This is a genomic window from Rhizobium sp. BK008, assembly GCF_014197345.1.
GTDB lineage: Bacteria > Pseudomonadota > Alphaproteobacteria > Rhizobiales > Rhizobiaceae > Rhizobium > Rhizobium anhuiense.
The window spans coordinates 879,417-892,481 of sequence record NZ_JACIFK010000001.1 but is presented as its reverse complement, the minus strand read 5'-3'; the positions used below and the strand labels follow the sequence as shown (position 1 = coordinate 892,481).

The window sequence follows — 13,065 nt, the reverse complement described above, 5'->3', positions numbered from 1 at the left end:
ACCCCTCTTTGCTTGTTTGTTGCCAAGAGGGTAAGCGCGGCGATCTGGCCTCGAAATTGCAGTTTATGCCAATGAATCGATAATTCGCGCCACGACGGTCACCGGAGACGCTGAAAATGGCAGTTGCACCGCATTTGATCAGCCGGATGCCCGCAGTTGCTTCAATTCGAGCCTCTGTCTTGATCCCGCTGGTGCAACAAATCGATAAAAGATCCGGGAAAACCGACCTTCTTCTGGCTTCGCACGGCATTCTGCGCTCGCAACTGGAAGATCCCTACGCTGTCCTGCCCATGGCGCGTTATGTCGCGCTGTTCGAGGATGCCGCGACGATAACAGGCGAACCGGCACTCGGAGCCCGCATGGGCACCGGTTTCAGGCCCGCCGATCTCGGCCCCATCGGCATGCTCTTCGCGCTCTCGCCGAACATTCGCAGCGCTTTCGAACGGCTGTCGAAATATGTGAACGCGTTGCAGGGCGCGACCAGTTCCGGCGTATTCGAGGAGAATGGTGATTTTGTCTGGAGCTACCGGATCGTCGACCCCAGCATGTGGCCGCGCCGGCAGGACAGCGAATTCACGATTGCCGCCTCCTGTCAGCTCGTCCGTTCGTGCTTCCGCCGAGGCTGGCGACCGATCGAAATCCAGCTCGAACATCACGCCCCACGCGATGCCGGCGTGCTGGAACGCATCTATGGCGCGCCCATCCTGTTCGGCCAATCCGGCAACCGGATCGTCATGAACAAGGCGGATGCCGATCGTGTCCACCGCTCGGAAGACAAAAGCCTGATCGAAATCCTGGAGCGGCACATCGGCGATCTGGTCAACGAGCCGGCGGCCGGCGAAGCCGTCAAGGAAAAGGTCCAGGCCCTGATCGGCATCTATCTTGGCCGCAAACCGATCACGGTCGCAATCCTCGCCGCCGAACTGAAGATGTCGCCGCGAAGCCTGCAGCGTCGGCTGTCGGAGGAAGGCGTGTCGCTTCGCGATCTCGTTCGCCAACACCGCCAGACACTCGCCGCCCATTATCTCGGCGACCGACATGCCGCGCCGATGTCCGAGGTGGCGCGTGTGCTGGGTTATGCAGACAATACGGTGCTCTGGCGTGCGCTGCGGTCCTGGGAGAAGAAAGGGAACCACCCACCTTCGATCGGTTAAACGAGGATGTACGGCAACGGAGATTGCCTGTTCGCCTCACCGCTGCTTATCAAGGAGTTTTCAGCAGCGCTCAACGCCCTTTGCCGCCAGGAGGTCGTCAACGGCTGTCGACGTCAGAAATTCCGACAATTGCCTCGTGGCTTCCGCGTCCGTTGCATCGGCGCTGATGCCGATGGCGAAGTCGATATAACTTTGGAGTTCTGCCGGAAACGGGCCGACAAGCATGACCTCGGGAGCGGCGGCGAGGATCGACGTCACGGGAACGACGCCCAGCTCGGCTTCCCCACGACCGACGGCCGCCGCCGTCTGCCCTCCGGATATGGTCGCCAGCTTGGGCTTCACCTCATCGGCTATTCCCAGGCGCTCCAACAGACCGGAGAAATAGCCGCCGCTGGTTCCGTCACTGGCGTAGGCGATCGATCCGGCGCTCTTCAACGTTTGTTTGAATGCTTCCACGGACCCTATGTCGAGCGGCGGGCTGCCGACCTTGGCAGCCACCCCCATTGCGATCCGGCCGAACGCGACCTCACTCCCCGCCCTGACTTTCCCTAGGGCTGTCAGTTCCTGAACCAGATTCGGATTGGTGATGACGAGGTCGAAGGGTTCGCCAGCTTCGATCTGCTTCTTGACGACAGGATTGAGCTCCCACTTGAGCGCAACTCTGTGCGCTGTGGCTGTTTCGTACCGGGATATGAGAGCAAGGACGGCGGGTCGAACCGCAATAGCGCCAAAAAGACGGACTTCCCGAGTCATATCAGAACTCCGCCTCTGATCTAACGATCTTGTCCAGCAGACCCTACGGCCCCGCCCCAAAAAACGCCAGCCGCGTGAAGATCGTATAGTCCGCTTCCGAAACCATCAACGCGACAAAAACCAGCACCAGCAGCGGCGGCAGCAGGATGGCGTAGACCAGCGCCAGCCGTTCCCAGGCCATGTGCATGAAGACGGCGACGATCAATCCGGCCTTCAGCATCATGAACACCAGGATCAGGGTCCACCTGAGGTAGCTCTGGACGCCAAGATAATCGACCATGTAGGACGCCGCGCTGAGCACGAAGAGCAGGCCCCAGACGAAGAAATAGAGCCCGATCGGGTGCTGCTGTCCGCTGTGTGCCTGTGCATGCGCCGTTTGGACTTGTGCATGCGCCGTTGTCTCGCTCATGACGACCTCACCACAGATAAAAGAATGCAAAGATGAAGACCCAGACCAGGTCGACGAAGTGCCAGTAGAGGCCCATGATCTCAACGGCCTCGTAGCGGCCTTTCCGGCTGGTGAAGAAGCCACGCCGTTCCGCGTCGAAATCGCCGCGCCAGACCTTGCGGGCGACGATGAGGAGGAAGATGACGCCGATCGTGACATGGGTGCCGTGAAAGCCTGTTATCATGAAGAAGGTCGAGCCGAACTGCGCCGCCCCCCACGGGTTTTCCCAGGGGCGCACGCCCTCGGTGATCAGCTTCGTCCATTCGAAGGCCTGCATGCCGACGAAGCATGCGCCGAGAAGTGCTGTCAGCAGCATCAGCACCGCCGTCGTGCGGCGGTCGCGGCGATAGCCGAAATTGACCGCCATCGCCATGGTGCCGCTGCTCGAGATCAGCACGAAGGTCATGATCGCGATCAGGATCAACGGCACATCCTGGCCGCCGATATGCAGCGCGAAGACCTCGCTCGGATTGGGCCATGGTACGGGCGTCGATATGCGGGCGGTCATATAGGCGATCAGGAAACAACCGAAGACGAAGGTGTCGCTCAAGAGAAAGATCCACATCATCGCCTTGCCCCAGGAGGCGGTCTTGAAGGCGCGCTGATCCGAGCTGAAATCGGCGGCGACACCGCGAAGGCCTGATGGCCTGAGGTCAGCCCCACCATGTGTCTCGATAGTCTGTGCCATCTGCACCCCCTAGCTAATCAACGTGCGGCAGAGATCGACGAAATCGCTGGCCCAGCCGGCAAAAAGCGCGAAGAGCAGCAGCCAGACCGCAAGCATGAAATGCGAATAGATAGCTGAGAGATCGACGCTGAGGCTCAGCCTCTCCGCCGCGATATCGGCTGCGAAGGCCTTGACCGTCGTGTGCGCCAGCACCGCCAGCCCGCCGAGAATATGCAGGCCATGCAGCCCGGTCAGCATGTAGAAGAAGCTGTTGGCGGGGTTATCATCAAGCACGTAGCCTGCCGCGACCAACTCCCGCCATACCTGGATCTGCCCGGCGAGGAAGAAGACCGCAAGCAGAAGTGCCGTAACGAGCGCAGGCCGCAGGCTTTCCATGCGGCCATGCCGCACTTCGCGCTTAGCCCATTGCAGCGCCGCACTGCTCAAGGCCAGCGCCGCGGTGTTCACCCAGAGCAGGCGCGGAACCGGCATCCCCCACCAGTCGGCCGAGGCCGCGCGCATGAAATAGGCGCTGACGGCAAGGCTGAAGAGCGCGCCGACGACGCCGAGAAAGACGAAGAGACCGATCTTCACCGCCGGCACCGGCGGCCGGTCGGTGCCGTCATGAACCGGCATCTGCACGGAGCCGGTCTCCAGCCAGGGCTTCGAGGTCAGCCGCTGCCCGGAGAGCCACCAGATCATGATGGCGGCGATGGCGGCCAGAAAGATCAGCACGACGCTCATGCCGGCGTCTCCCGGGTGACGCCAGCCGTTGCCGGCACATTCTGCGGAATGAAATCCTCGGCCGCCCCCGGCACGCTGTAATCATAGGCCCAGCGATAGACCACAGGCAGGTCTTTGCCCCAGTTGCCGTGCGCCGGCGGCGTCTCAGGCGTCTGCCATTCCAGCGTCGTTGCCCGCCAGGGATTGCCGCCGGCCTCCCTGCCCCGGAAGAGGCTCCAGGCGAGATTGAACAGGAAGACCATCTGCCCGGCGCCCACGACCAGCGCCATGACTGTGATGAAGATGTTCAGCGTGTGGGCCGAAGGCGGAACGAAGGCCGTCTCCCCCATCTCGAAATAGCGGCGCGGCACGCCGAGCAGGCCGAGATAGTGCATCGGAAAGAAGATCGCATAGGTGCCGAGGAAGGTGATCCAGAAGTGGATATGGCCGAGCAGGTCGTTCAGCATGCGCCCCGTCACCTTCGGATACCAGTGGTAGATCGCCCCGAAGATGACGAGGATCGGCGCCACTCCCATGACCATGTGGAAGTGGGCCACGACGAACATCGTATCCGACAGCGGCACGTCGACGACGACATTGCCGAGGAACAGGCCGGTCAGGCCGCCATTGACGAAGGTGACGATGAAGGCGAGCGCAAAGAGCATCGGCAGCGTCAGGTGGATATCGCCGCGCCACAGCGTCAGCACCCAGTTGTAGACCTTGATCGCCGTCGGGATGGCGATGATCAGCGTCGTCGTGGCGAAGAAGAAGCCGAAGGCCGGGTGCATGCCGCTGACATACATGTGGTGCGCCCAGACGACGAAGCTCAACGCCCCGATGATGACGATCGCCCAGACCATCATGCGGTAGCCGAAGATATTCTTGCGCGCATGCGTGCTGATCAGGTCCGAGACGATGCCGAAGGCCGGCAGCGCCACGATATAGACCTCGGGATGGCCGAAGAACCAGAAGAGGTGCTGGAACAGGATCGGGCTGCCGCCGCCATGCTGGAGCTGCGTGCCCATCTCGACGATGGCGGGCATGAAGAAGCTGGTGCCGAGCACGCGGTCGAAGAGCATCATGACGCAGGCGACGAAGAGTGCGGGAAAAGCGAGCAGCGCCATCACGGTTGCGGTGAAAATGCCCCAGACGGTGAGCGGCATCCGCATCAGCGTCATCCCGCGCGCCCGACCCTGCAGCACGGTTACCACATAGTTCAGCCCGCCCATCGTGAAGCCGATGATGAAGACGATCAGCGAGGTCAACATCAGCAGGATGCCCCAGTCCTTGCCGCCTGGTGTGCCTGACAGAACGGATTGCGGCGGATAAAGCGTCCAGCCGGCCCCCGTCGGGCCGCCGGGGGCGAAGAAGCCGGCGGCGAGGATCAGCACCGCGAGCAGGTAGATCCAGTAGCTCAGCATGTTGGCGTAAGGGAAAACCATGTCGCGGGCGCCGACCATCAGCGGAATGAGGTAATTGCCGAAGCCGCCGAGGAAGAGCGCAGTCAGGAGATAGATCACCATGATCATCCCGTGCATGGTGATGAACTGGTAATAGTGATCGGCATCGATGAAGGTGAAATAGCCGGGGAAAGCGAGCTGAATCCGCATCAGCCAGGAGAGTACCAGCGCCACCAGGCCGATCGCGATGGCGGTAATCGAATATTGCACGGCGATGATCTTGGCATCCTGGCTGAACACATATTTCGTCCACCAGCTGTGTGGATGATAAAGCTCCACATCCTCGACTTCGGCGGATGGGATGCTGCCGGATGGAATCTCGACCATGATCTCTCTTCCTTCCCCCGCCGGTTCACCGAACCGGCCTGCGGTCTGCGACCACTGCACGGTTCAGTTTGCCGGCGGCAGCTCTCCCGATGACGCCGTCAACTGGGTGAATGTCTGCTGCTGCCCGAGCCAGGTCTGATAGTCCGCGTCGTTGTCGACGACGACGGTGCCGCGCATTTGCGGATGACCGACGCCGCAGAGTTCGGCGCAGAGGATCTCGAAGGTCCCCGTCCGCGTCGGCGTGAGCCAGAAGTAGGTGACCATGCCGGGGATCATGTCCATCTTGGCGCGAAACTCAGGCACGTAGAAATCATGGAGCACATCGACCGAGCGCAGCAACATGTGCACCGGCTTGCCGATCGGCAGATGCAGTTCGCCGCCTTCGATGATGATGTCATCGAGGCCGCTTGCATCGTTCTTGTCGAGGCCGAGCGGGTTTTCGGGCGTAACGTCGCGCGTTTCGGCGCGGCCGAGCTTTCCGTCCGCCCCCGGCAGGCGGAAGCTCCACAGCCACTGCTGGCTGACGACCTCCACCGATGCGGCATCGGCGGGCACCGTGATGAACTGGTTCCAGACGATGAGGCCGGGCGCCAGCATGGCGGCGACGCCGACCGCCGTTCCCGAGGCGAGCATCACCTCCAGCCTGCGGTTTTCAGGCTCGTAATGCGCCTTGTTGCCCGGCTTATGCCGGAAGCGAAAGACGCAATAGGCCATGAACAAGACCACTGCCACGAAGACGATGCCGGTGATCCAGAAGGTGATGACGAGGGTGCTGTCGATATAGGTCCAGTTGGACGCGATCGGCGTCCACCACCACGGGCTCAGCACATGGAACAGCACGGAGCCGACGACAATCAGGACGAGGATCAGCACGACAGCCATTTCCGCTCCTCCTCGAGCAGGTTGACCCGTGAAACCGCATTCCGCAAAAAGTCCGTCTTTATTATCGCACAGATAGAAAATATCGGCAATTACGGCAATTTAGGCACCTGCCGCGCCGTTTCCACCCGTCATTTTGGAGTATGGCCCATCATTTGGAATATTGCTTGAGATAGGCGATGAGATCGGTGATCTCCTGATCGTCCTTCACGCCGACGAAGGCCATCTTCGTGCCCTTCACCTTCGCTTTCGGATTATGCAGATAGTCGCGCAGCACTGTCTCGTCCCAGACCAGACCGCCTTCGCCGGCCGCCTTCATTCCGGCCGAATAGGCGAAATCAGGATGCGTGCCGGCCTGTCGGCCGAACAACTTGTTCAGCGACGGACCGACCTTGTTCGTATCGGAATCGGCGACATGACAGGTTGCGCATTTCTTGAAAACGGCGGCACCCGCGGTCGCATCGCCCTCCTGCGCCCCGGCGCGACCGGGGGAAAGGGCAATCACGGATGTGGCAATCAGCAGAATAACACGATAGTCCATGGCAAACCTCATCCTCCTCAAGGTTGCCAGCCACTTGCACCCTCAGCAATCTCTCGCGTATGGGTAGTGGTTGTATGGCTTAAAGCTTAGTCCTTCGCGGCAGCAAGTCAATCGGCCCTACAATTGGAGCCATCTGAACGTAATCTGATACGAGGTGAACCCGGCGCGGATAAGCTGCCTGAGCTGCCGCTATGTGACCTATTGCCCGATCGAAAGCGCCTCCTCTACCGCCAGTTCGGCCATGGCAAGCGCCGCCTCTCGGGTCCTGGCGGCGGCGATGAATCGGCCGTTGTGGCAGAAGCTCGCGCCCTCTATGCCGCACGCCGCCTCCAATGCGCCATTGGTGAGCCCGGCCCAGGCCGCCGGCAGATCGGCCCTGAGCTCGAAACCATCCTCGGCGCGGCGGATGCCGGTCACGCACCAGTCCTTTTCGCGCGGGTGGACGACGAACAGCAGATGATCGGCGCCTGCTTTCACGATAGCAGGCCGGAAGGGCATTCCCCTCGGCAATTCCAAAACACGCCCCTGCCCGGTAGCCTCGATTGCCTGATGCACGACCGCCTCGGCCCGCAATTTCGCAGCACTCTGCGCAATCCTGGCCTCGACGAAACTGCGGGCGATGGCAAGGGCCGCGTGGAAGGCACGGTCGTCGGCAGCGGGGTCGGCATCGTCGAAGACCGGTTTCAGCGTTTCCAGCAGAGCCGGCAGCGTCAACCCGGCCAGCGGCCCGGAGGGGCTGAGCGCGCCATTGTCCGTCAGATCGACCGGCAGCACGAAACTGGCGTCGAAAGAGCCATGCAGCGTCTCGACATGTGCTTCGGGAAGGCCGGAGGCTGCGAGATAATCGCGGCCGTAATGCTTCCAGATCAGGCCGAACGAACTGAAAGGCTGGCCATCTTCGCGCAACGGCGCGCCGCGCTGGTGATGATCGAATATCCCGGCAGCAGGATCATAGGCGCCGCCGACATCGTAGATGATGCGATCCTTGCCCGGCGTGATCCATTCCGGTGCCCGGCTGCGGATGATACGCGCCTTCGGGAAAAGCCGGGTCAGAATGACACTCGACAGCAGTTCGTCGGCATGGAAGCCACCGGAATGGGTGACGAGGAAATCGGGGATCATGGGAGCTATACGCCTTGTCGTTCGCGGAGGATGCGCTTGCCGGTCGGCACCAGATAGCCGGTGCCGGCTGCTATCTCAACCCGTCCTTAACGCATTTCACTCACTGCGCACCTCGGCATAGAGATATCAACCGCCGTCAAACCGAGAGCAGGCTCTGGTCGATCTCCCGGATCGCCGTTGCAGCCACCGCAAAGCGGCCTATTCTGCGGCCTTTGGAGCGAATGGCGACATTTGCGAAAGCGGAAAGAGGCAGCGCTTGGACATTCCTCAGCATTTTCATGTTGTCGAGACGGCCGGATGGCTTGTGAACCACCGCATGAACTCCGCCCTTCCCGGCTACCTCATGCTCAGTTCCAAGACCGATACCAACGATCTGTCGGATTTGTCTGAAGACGCTTTGGCCGAATTCGGCCCCTTGCTCGCAAGGGCTCAGAGCGCCCTGAAACGGAAATTGAATGCCCAGCGCGTCTATATCGGCCGATACGGGCACACGCCCGGTTATCCGATCCATTTCCATGTGATCCCGATATATGACTGGGTGGAGGAGTTGTTCTGGAAGGACGCTCGATATCGCCTGCTCGAGAGTTTTGCAGAGGGTCCGGGGGAAACCGCCACGGATGGCGCGGAACTGACGCTGTTTGTCTGGCGCGAATTCTGCGAACGCACAGAGCCGCCGCCCATCAGCGGGCCATCGGTCTCAGAGGTCATCAAGCTGTTGCGGGAGGCAATGCGGTTTTCGGCGCCTGAAGCCTAAGACAGCGCCGGTCCCGGCTGTCTTGCGACGAGCGCACGGCGCCAGGCCCGGAAGAGGGCCAGTGAGGTCATACCCCTCCTTGAGATCGAAATTCCCCGCCGTTCCTCAATCCATGACGTATTGGATATGATGCCGGCCATGCACGGCCGATTTCTGGACATGGGCGCGAACGCCGAAGACCCGGCCGATCATCTCCTCCGTCAGCACATACTCCGGCGCGCCCGAGGCGATGACTTCGCCCTTTTGAAGTACCGCCAGGCTGTCGCAGAACATTGCCGCCAGGTTGAGATCGTGCAGCGCGACGATACAGGTGATACCGAGCTTCGAGATCAGCGAGAGAATGTCGAGCTGGTGCTGGATATCGAGATGGTTGGTCGGCTCGTCGAGCAGCAGTTCGCTCGGCGCCTGCGCCAGCGATCTCGCAATATGGACGCGCTGGCGCTCGCCGCCCGACAGTGTCTGCCAGAGCTGGCCTGCCCTCTCCCGCATGCCCGTCCGCGACAGCGCCTGGTCGACGGCAGCATCGTCTTCGGCGCCCCAGGACGTCAGCAGCCCGCGATGCGGGGTGCGGCCGAGCCGTACCACATCGCGCACTGTCAACTGCGTATCGGTCGTCGACTGCTGCTCGACGAAGGCGACGCGACGCGCAAGGGCTGCGCGCGACAGCGAGGCAATGTCGTCCTCGCCGAGCCTGATGACACCGCTGCGAACCTTGCGCAGCCGGCAGATCAATCTGAGAAGGCTCGACTTGCCGGAACCGTTCGGCCCGAGCAACCCGAGCACCTTGCCCTTTTTCACCGTCAGGCTGACGCCGTTGACGACGACGGTATCGCCGGCGGCAAAGCTCACCTCGTCGACGCTGATGCTCATGCATTCCCTCGTACGCGATAGAGGATGACGGCGAAGGCCGGCGCGCCGAAGAGCGCGGTGACGACACCGATCGGCAGGATCTGCTGTGGTATGATGATGCGCGAAAGGATATCGGCGCCGACCATGTAGATGGCGCCGCCGAGCGCCGTCGCCGGCAGCAGGCGCCCATGGGCCGGCCCGACGAGAAAGCGGGCGGCATGAGGTATGACGAGGCCGACGAAACCGATCGAGCCCACCATGCTGACGACGCTTGCCGTCATCGCCGCCGTCAGGGCGAACAGCACGATCTGGACGCGGCGCACGGCAATGCCGAGCGAGGCGGCGGCGTCCGTGCCGAACGCAAAGGCATCGAGCGCCCGCACATGGGCCATGCAGACGATGAAGCCGGCAAGCGCGATCGGCACCGAAAGGTAGACATCCGGCCAGCGTACGCCGCTGAGCGACCCCAGAAGCCAGAACAGGATGCCGCGCGCCTGCTCGGCATTCGCCGATGTCGTCACGATGTAGGAGGTGAGCGCGTTGAAGAGCTGCGAACCGGCGACGCCACACAGTATGATGCGTTCGCCGGTTCCCCCCGCACCCGTCGCCAGGAAGCCGACCAGCAAAAAGGCCATGACTGCGCCGATGAAGGCCCCGCTCGACAGGCCGAGAATACCGTAGCCGAAGCCGAGAATCATCACGCAGACCGCTCCCGTCGAGGCGCCGGCGGAGATGCCGAGCACATAGGGTTCGGCCAGCGGATTGCGCAGCAGCGCCTGCAGGATGGCGCCGCAGAGCGAGAGCGACGCGCCGGCGCTGGCCGCGACGAGGGCGCGGCTCAGCCGATAATCCCAGACGATGCCCTGGTGGATGCGGCTGAGCTCGAAATCGGTTCCGAACAGGCGGTTCGAAACCGCCTCAGCCGTCGTCGCAAGCGGGATGGCAATCTCGCCGATGGAAACGGCGAGACTGATCATCAGTCCAAGAAGGAGAAGCGCGGCAATGGTGAGCGCGGCGAGCGCCCACCATCCCTGCCGCCTGAGCGATACTGTCTTCACTGTGCCAGGCCGAAGGACTTGATGCCCTTCGCCAATGTCTCGACGCCGTCGATTGTACGGATCGTTGGATTCATCGATTGCGCATCCATCATCACGAAGTGCCTGTTCCTGACGGCATCGAGTTCCCTGGTCACAGGGTCGTTCTCGAGAAAGTCGAGCTTGACCTTGGGATCGTCGGCCGCATAACGGCGGCGATCCATCGTCGCCAGCACGATCACCGCCGGGTTCGCCTGGGCGATGGTTTCCCAGCCGACCAGCGGCCATTCCTCTTCCGTCGCCACGACGTTCCTGGCACCGATCGTCTTCAGGATATAGGCCGGTGCGCTGTTCTTGCCGGCGATAAAGGCGTCGCCGTTGACTTCTTTGCTGGAGAACCAGAAGACCACCGGAAGGTTCTTGCCCGATGCGCCTGAAATCGACGCCACGGCATCGGCCTCGCGCTTCTTCAGCTGCATGATCAATGCGTCGCCGCGCTCCTTGACGTCGAAGATCTCGGAGAGTTCGGCGATTTCCTGGTAGATCAGGTCCATCGTGAACAGCTCCCTGCGCACGCCGTCACCGCCGTCGGTGTTGACCTTGGCGACGCAATCGGCCGGCGCAAGATAGGTATTGATCCCGAGGTCGGCGAACTGTTCACGTTTGCCGATGGAGCCCTGCGCGCCGACATGCCATTCGAATTCGGCCGTCACCAGATCAGGCTCCTGCCCGACGACGGATTCGAAGCTCGGATCGTTGTCGGCGAGCCGCTTGATCTTGCTGTTGGCCTCGGCATATTGCGGCAGGACGGGACCGACCCAGACGGCCGTACCCGTGATCTTGTCGGCAAGGCCGAGCGAGAAGAGGACTTCGGTCATGCCCTGGCCGATCGAGACGATCTTTGCCGGCGCCCTCTGGAAGGTCACCGGCTGGCCGCAATTGGTGATGGTCAGCGGATATTGAGTCGCGGCAAGGCTTGGTGCCGCAAGGCCTGCGAGCCCGAAGGCAAATGTCATGGTGGCGAGAATTTGGCGCATGGAAAACCTCGATGAAGGGAAAAACGCGGGGCAGAAATCACGCTTGCGCGTAGACTAGCCGCAGGAGGCCCAATCGAGACGGATGCATGCCAAAATTCGGCGAAGGTTCAGCAGGTCAATCATATCTGTTCCTTGTCCGGGCATCCCCGCCCGGTTGATTGGATCGTGATTGACGGCAGGTCTCCTGGCTTGCGGATATGCGCCGTTTCAACCGCCTTCCCGCGCTATGCGCAGTGGCTGGGCCAAAGGCCCCTGGGGATGAACGCTGACGCGCTCACCCTGGGATGATCGACAATCCGCTTACAGTTGCGGGGGCAGCCACGGTCTCGGTCCCTACTGGGTCGTCCTCACCGTGTTCCCTATTAATCCCCTTGGAGTCATCTTCAGGGAACCGTCGCCCCCAGTTACGTCGCCTGCCTGCACGACGTCAATGGTTATTGCGAAGGCGCCGCGCCACCAGCGGATAAATATATCGCACGCTCCACGCCGCCGTTCGGTGCGCGAACTACCGGTGGCGGTCGGTCTTGGATATCACGGCGAAAAGCGCTTCCTCGCGATAGGCAAGTCTCCGCGCTGTCCGTGACCTCCGAAAATTATCCGTTGATACGGTCCAGTGAATGGTCTAATTTTCCAGATGAAGCCGAGTTGTACTGGTTGGGAGCGCGAACGATGCGAGTGTCTGTCACGGATGCCAAGGGGCAGTTGACCGAGTTGGTCCGACGTGCCGAAGCCGGGGACGAGGTCATCCTCACCCGGCACGGTCATGCCGCCGTGAAACTGGTTCCAGTGAGGGCTGCGCCCGATCGGAAATCCCGCCGGATGCTCATGGAAGCGGTGCGGGCCTCCGCCAATGCCAAGGCCGCCGACGGGCCGCCGGCCGCACGCAGCCAGGATTTCCTCTATGGCGATGACGGCCTGCCCGAATGATCGTCGTCGACACCTCCGCCTTGATGGCGATCGTGCTTGGCGAACCGCAAGCCGATGCCCTGATTGGCGTCCTCGAAGCCGAAGAAAATCTCCTGATCTCCGCCGGCACGGTCGCCGAAGCCTTGATCGTCTCGGCCCGCCGCAACGTCGGTGATGAGATGGAACAGCTGATCGACGGTCTCGGCTTCGAAATTGTCGCCGTTACCCCCGCCTCAGCCCGACGCATCGCCGAAGCCTACCGCACCTGGGGCAAAGGCGCCCACCCCGCAAGCCTGAACTTCGGCGACTGCTTTGCCTATGAAGTAGCGAAGGAACATGGCTGCCGGCTGCTATTCGTGGGGCATGATTTTACCAGGACCGATATAGAAAACGCGCTTTGAACGATGCGGC

At 61.8% G+C, this 13,065-nt stretch carries 16 protein-coding genes and 1 riboswitch; of the genes, 4 read left to right on the top strand and 12 right to left on the bottom strand.

Going from position 1 to position 13,065, the window contains the following annotated elements:
* The first annotated feature begins 116 nt into the window (after nucleotides 1-116).
* Nucleotides 117-1,154, top strand: a complete 1,038-nt coding sequence (locus tag FHT69_RS04245) for an AraC family transcriptional regulator (RefSeq protein ID WP_183904957.1) — start codon at nucleotides 117-119, stop codon at nucleotides 1,152-1,154.
* Nucleotides 1,155-1,214: 60 nt separating this feature from the next.
* Here the strand turns inward: FHT69_RS04245 and FHT69_RS04240 are convergent, their stop codons facing one another.
* The 9 genes from FHT69_RS04240 to FHT69_RS04200 all read right to left on the bottom strand — a co-directional run bounded on the left by FHT69_RS04240 (nucleotide 1,215) and on the right by FHT69_RS04200 (nucleotide 8,387).
* Nucleotides 1,215-1,907, bottom strand: a complete 693-nt coding sequence (locus FHT69_RS04240; protein WP_183904956.1) for a substrate-binding domain-containing protein — start codon at nucleotides 1,905-1,907, stop codon at nucleotides 1,215-1,217.
* Between the two features lie 43 nt (nucleotides 1,908-1,950).
* Nucleotides 1,951-2,316 carry a cytochrome C oxidase subunit IV family protein gene (locus tag FHT69_RS04235; RefSeq protein ID WP_063475152.1) on the bottom strand — a complete coding sequence of 122 codons (366 nt, stop codon included), beginning with the start codon at nucleotides 2,314-2,316 and terminating at the stop codon, nucleotides 1,951-1,953.
* 7 nt (nucleotides 2,317-2,323) lie between these two features.
* Nucleotides 2,324-3,043 carry a heme-copper oxidase subunit III family protein gene (locus FHT69_RS04230; protein ID WP_132572334.1) on the bottom strand — a complete coding sequence of 240 codons (720 nt, stop codon included), beginning with the start codon at nucleotides 3,041-3,043 and terminating at the stop codon, nucleotides 2,324-2,326.
* 9 nt (nucleotides 3,044-3,052) lie between these two features.
* Nucleotides 3,053-3,766 (bottom strand): cytochrome c oxidase subunit 3, encoded by a 714-nt coding sequence (locus FHT69_RS04225; protein WP_183904955.1) that lies wholly within the window; start codon nucleotides 3,764-3,766, stop codon nucleotides 3,053-3,055.
* Nucleotides 3,763-5,532, bottom strand: a complete 1,770-nt coding sequence (gene ctaD / locus FHT69_RS04220) for a cytochrome c oxidase subunit I (RefSeq protein ID WP_097542267.1) — start codon at nucleotides 5,530-5,532, stop codon at nucleotides 3,763-3,765. The genes FHT69_RS04225 and ctaD overlap by 4 nt, the downstream gene beginning before the upstream one ends.
* Before the next feature lie 63 nt (nucleotides 5,533-5,595).
* The gene (locus tag FHT69_RS04215) at nucleotides 5,596-6,414 is read right to left on the bottom strand and encodes a cytochrome c oxidase subunit II (protein ID WP_063475156.1); all 819 of its coding nucleotides are present in this window, start codon (nucleotides 6,412-6,414) and stop codon (nucleotides 5,596-5,598) included.
* A 148-nt stretch (nucleotides 6,415-6,562) separates the two neighbouring features.
* Nucleotides 6,563-6,952 carry a c-type cytochrome gene (locus tag FHT69_RS04210; RefSeq protein ID WP_097542266.1) on the bottom strand — a complete coding sequence of 130 codons (390 nt, stop codon included), beginning with the start codon at nucleotides 6,950-6,952 and terminating at the stop codon, nucleotides 6,563-6,565.
* A gap of 198 nt (nucleotides 6,953-7,150) precedes the next feature.
* On the bottom strand, nucleotides 7,151-8,074 hold the full coding sequence (locus FHT69_RS04205; RefSeq protein ID WP_097542265.1) for an MYG1 family protein: 924 nt from the start codon (nucleotides 8,072-8,074) through the stop codon (nucleotides 7,151-7,153).
* A gap of 136 nt (nucleotides 8,075-8,210) precedes the next feature.
* Entirely contained in the window at nucleotides 8,211-8,387 is a 177-nt protein-coding gene (locus tag FHT69_RS04200) for a hypothetical protein (protein WP_183905393.1), read from the bottom strand.
* Here FHT69_RS04200 and FHT69_RS04195 point away from each other — a divergent pair.
* Nucleotides 8,331-8,828: an HIT family protein gene (locus tag FHT69_RS04195; RefSeq protein WP_183904954.1), complete on the top strand. Its 498-nt coding sequence runs from the start codon at nucleotides 8,331-8,333 to the stop codon at nucleotides 8,826-8,828. The two genes, FHT69_RS04200 and FHT69_RS04195, sit on opposite strands and share 57 nt — an antisense overlap.
* Nucleotides 8,829-8,933: 105 nt before the next feature.
* Here the strand turns inward: FHT69_RS04195 and FHT69_RS04190 are convergent, their stop codons facing one another.
* From FHT69_RS04190 to FHT69_RS04180, 3 genes are read right to left on the bottom strand one after another with little or no spacing between them, the layout of a single operon-like run.
* On the bottom strand, nucleotides 8,934-9,698 hold the full coding sequence (locus FHT69_RS04190) for an ABC transporter ATP-binding protein (protein ID WP_183904953.1): 765 nt from the start codon (nucleotides 9,696-9,698) through the stop codon (nucleotides 8,934-8,936).
* A complete protein-coding gene (locus FHT69_RS04185) occupies nucleotides 9,695-10,735 on the bottom strand; it encodes a FecCD family ABC transporter permease (protein ID WP_047610579.1) in 1,041 nt (346 codons plus the stop codon). Before FHT69_RS04185 ends, FHT69_RS04190 begins: the two co-directional genes overlap by 4 nt.
* Entirely contained in the window at nucleotides 10,732-11,748 is a 1,017-nt protein-coding gene (locus FHT69_RS04180; RefSeq protein ID WP_183904952.1) for an ABC transporter substrate-binding protein, read from the bottom strand. The genes FHT69_RS04185 and FHT69_RS04180 overlap by 4 nt, the downstream gene beginning before the upstream one ends.
* A gap of 156 nt (nucleotides 11,749-11,904) precedes the next feature.
* Nucleotides 11,905-12,159: riboswitch (cobalamin riboswitch) on the bottom strand.
* Nucleotides 12,160-12,417: 258 nt separating this feature from the next.
* On the opposite strand from FHT69_RS04180, the gene FHT69_RS04175 reads away from it, so the two are divergent.
* A complete protein-coding gene (locus FHT69_RS04175; RefSeq protein ID WP_132572352.1) occupies nucleotides 12,418-12,675 on the top strand; it encodes a type II toxin-antitoxin system Phd/YefM family antitoxin in 258 nt (85 codons plus the stop codon).
* The gene (locus tag FHT69_RS04170; protein ID WP_132572355.1) at nucleotides 12,672-13,055 is read left to right on the top strand and encodes a type II toxin-antitoxin system VapC family toxin; all 384 of its coding nucleotides are present in this window, start codon (nucleotides 12,672-12,674) and stop codon (nucleotides 13,053-13,055) included. Before FHT69_RS04175 ends, FHT69_RS04170 begins: the two co-directional genes overlap by 4 nt.
* Nucleotides 13,056-13,065: the final 10 nt, after the last annotated feature.

Bases quoted from the DNA above. Each gene is read 5' to 3' on its own strand.
- FHT69_RS04230 (WP_132572334.1), bottom strand. From the start codon at position 3,043: ATGGCACAGACTATCGAGACACATGGTGGGGCTGACCTCAGGCCATCA.
- FHT69_RS04175 (WP_132572352.1), top strand. From the start codon at position 12,418: ATGCGAGTGTCTGTCACGGATGCCAAGGGGCAGTTGACCGAGTTGGTC.
- FHT69_RS04180 (WP_183904952.1), bottom strand. From the start codon at position 11,748: ATGCGCCAAATTCTCGCCACCATGACATTTGCCTTCGGGCTCGCAGGC.
- FHT69_RS04240 (WP_183904956.1), bottom strand. From the start codon at position 1,907: ATGACTCGGGAAGTCCGTCTTTTTGGCGCTATTGCGGTTCGACCCGCC.
- FHT69_RS04205 (WP_097542265.1), bottom strand. From the start codon at position 8,074: ATGATCCCCGATTTCCTCGTCACCCATTCCGGTGGCTTCCATGCCGAC.
- FHT69_RS04215 (WP_063475156.1), bottom strand. From the start codon at position 6,414: ATGGCTGTCGTGCTGATCCTCGTCCTGATTGTCGTCGGCTCCGTGCTG.
- FHT69_RS04170 (WP_132572355.1), top strand. From the start codon at position 12,672: ATGATCGTCGTCGACACCTCCGCCTTGATGGCGATCGTGCTTGGCGAA.
- FHT69_RS04210 (WP_097542266.1), bottom strand. From the start codon at position 6,952: ATGGACTATCGTGTTATTCTGCTGATTGCCACATCCGTGATTGCCCTT.
- FHT69_RS04225 (WP_183904955.1), bottom strand. From the start codon at position 3,766: ATGAGCGTCGTGCTGATCTTTCTGGCCGCCATCGCCGCCATCATGATC.
- FHT69_RS04190 (WP_183904953.1), bottom strand. From the start codon at position 9,698: ATGAGCATCAGCGTCGACGAGGTGAGCTTTGCCGCCGGCGATACCGTC.
- FHT69_RS04245 (WP_183904957.1), top strand. From the start codon at position 117: ATGGCAGTTGCACCGCATTTGATCAGCCGGATGCCCGCAGTTGCTTCA.
- FHT69_RS04235 (WP_063475152.1), bottom strand. From the start codon at position 2,316: ATGAGCGAGACAACGGCGCATGCACAAGTCCAAACGGCGCATGCACAG.
- ctaD (WP_097542267.1), bottom strand. From the start codon at position 5,532: ATGGTCGAGATTCCATCCGGCAGCATCCCATCCGCCGAAGTCGAGGAT.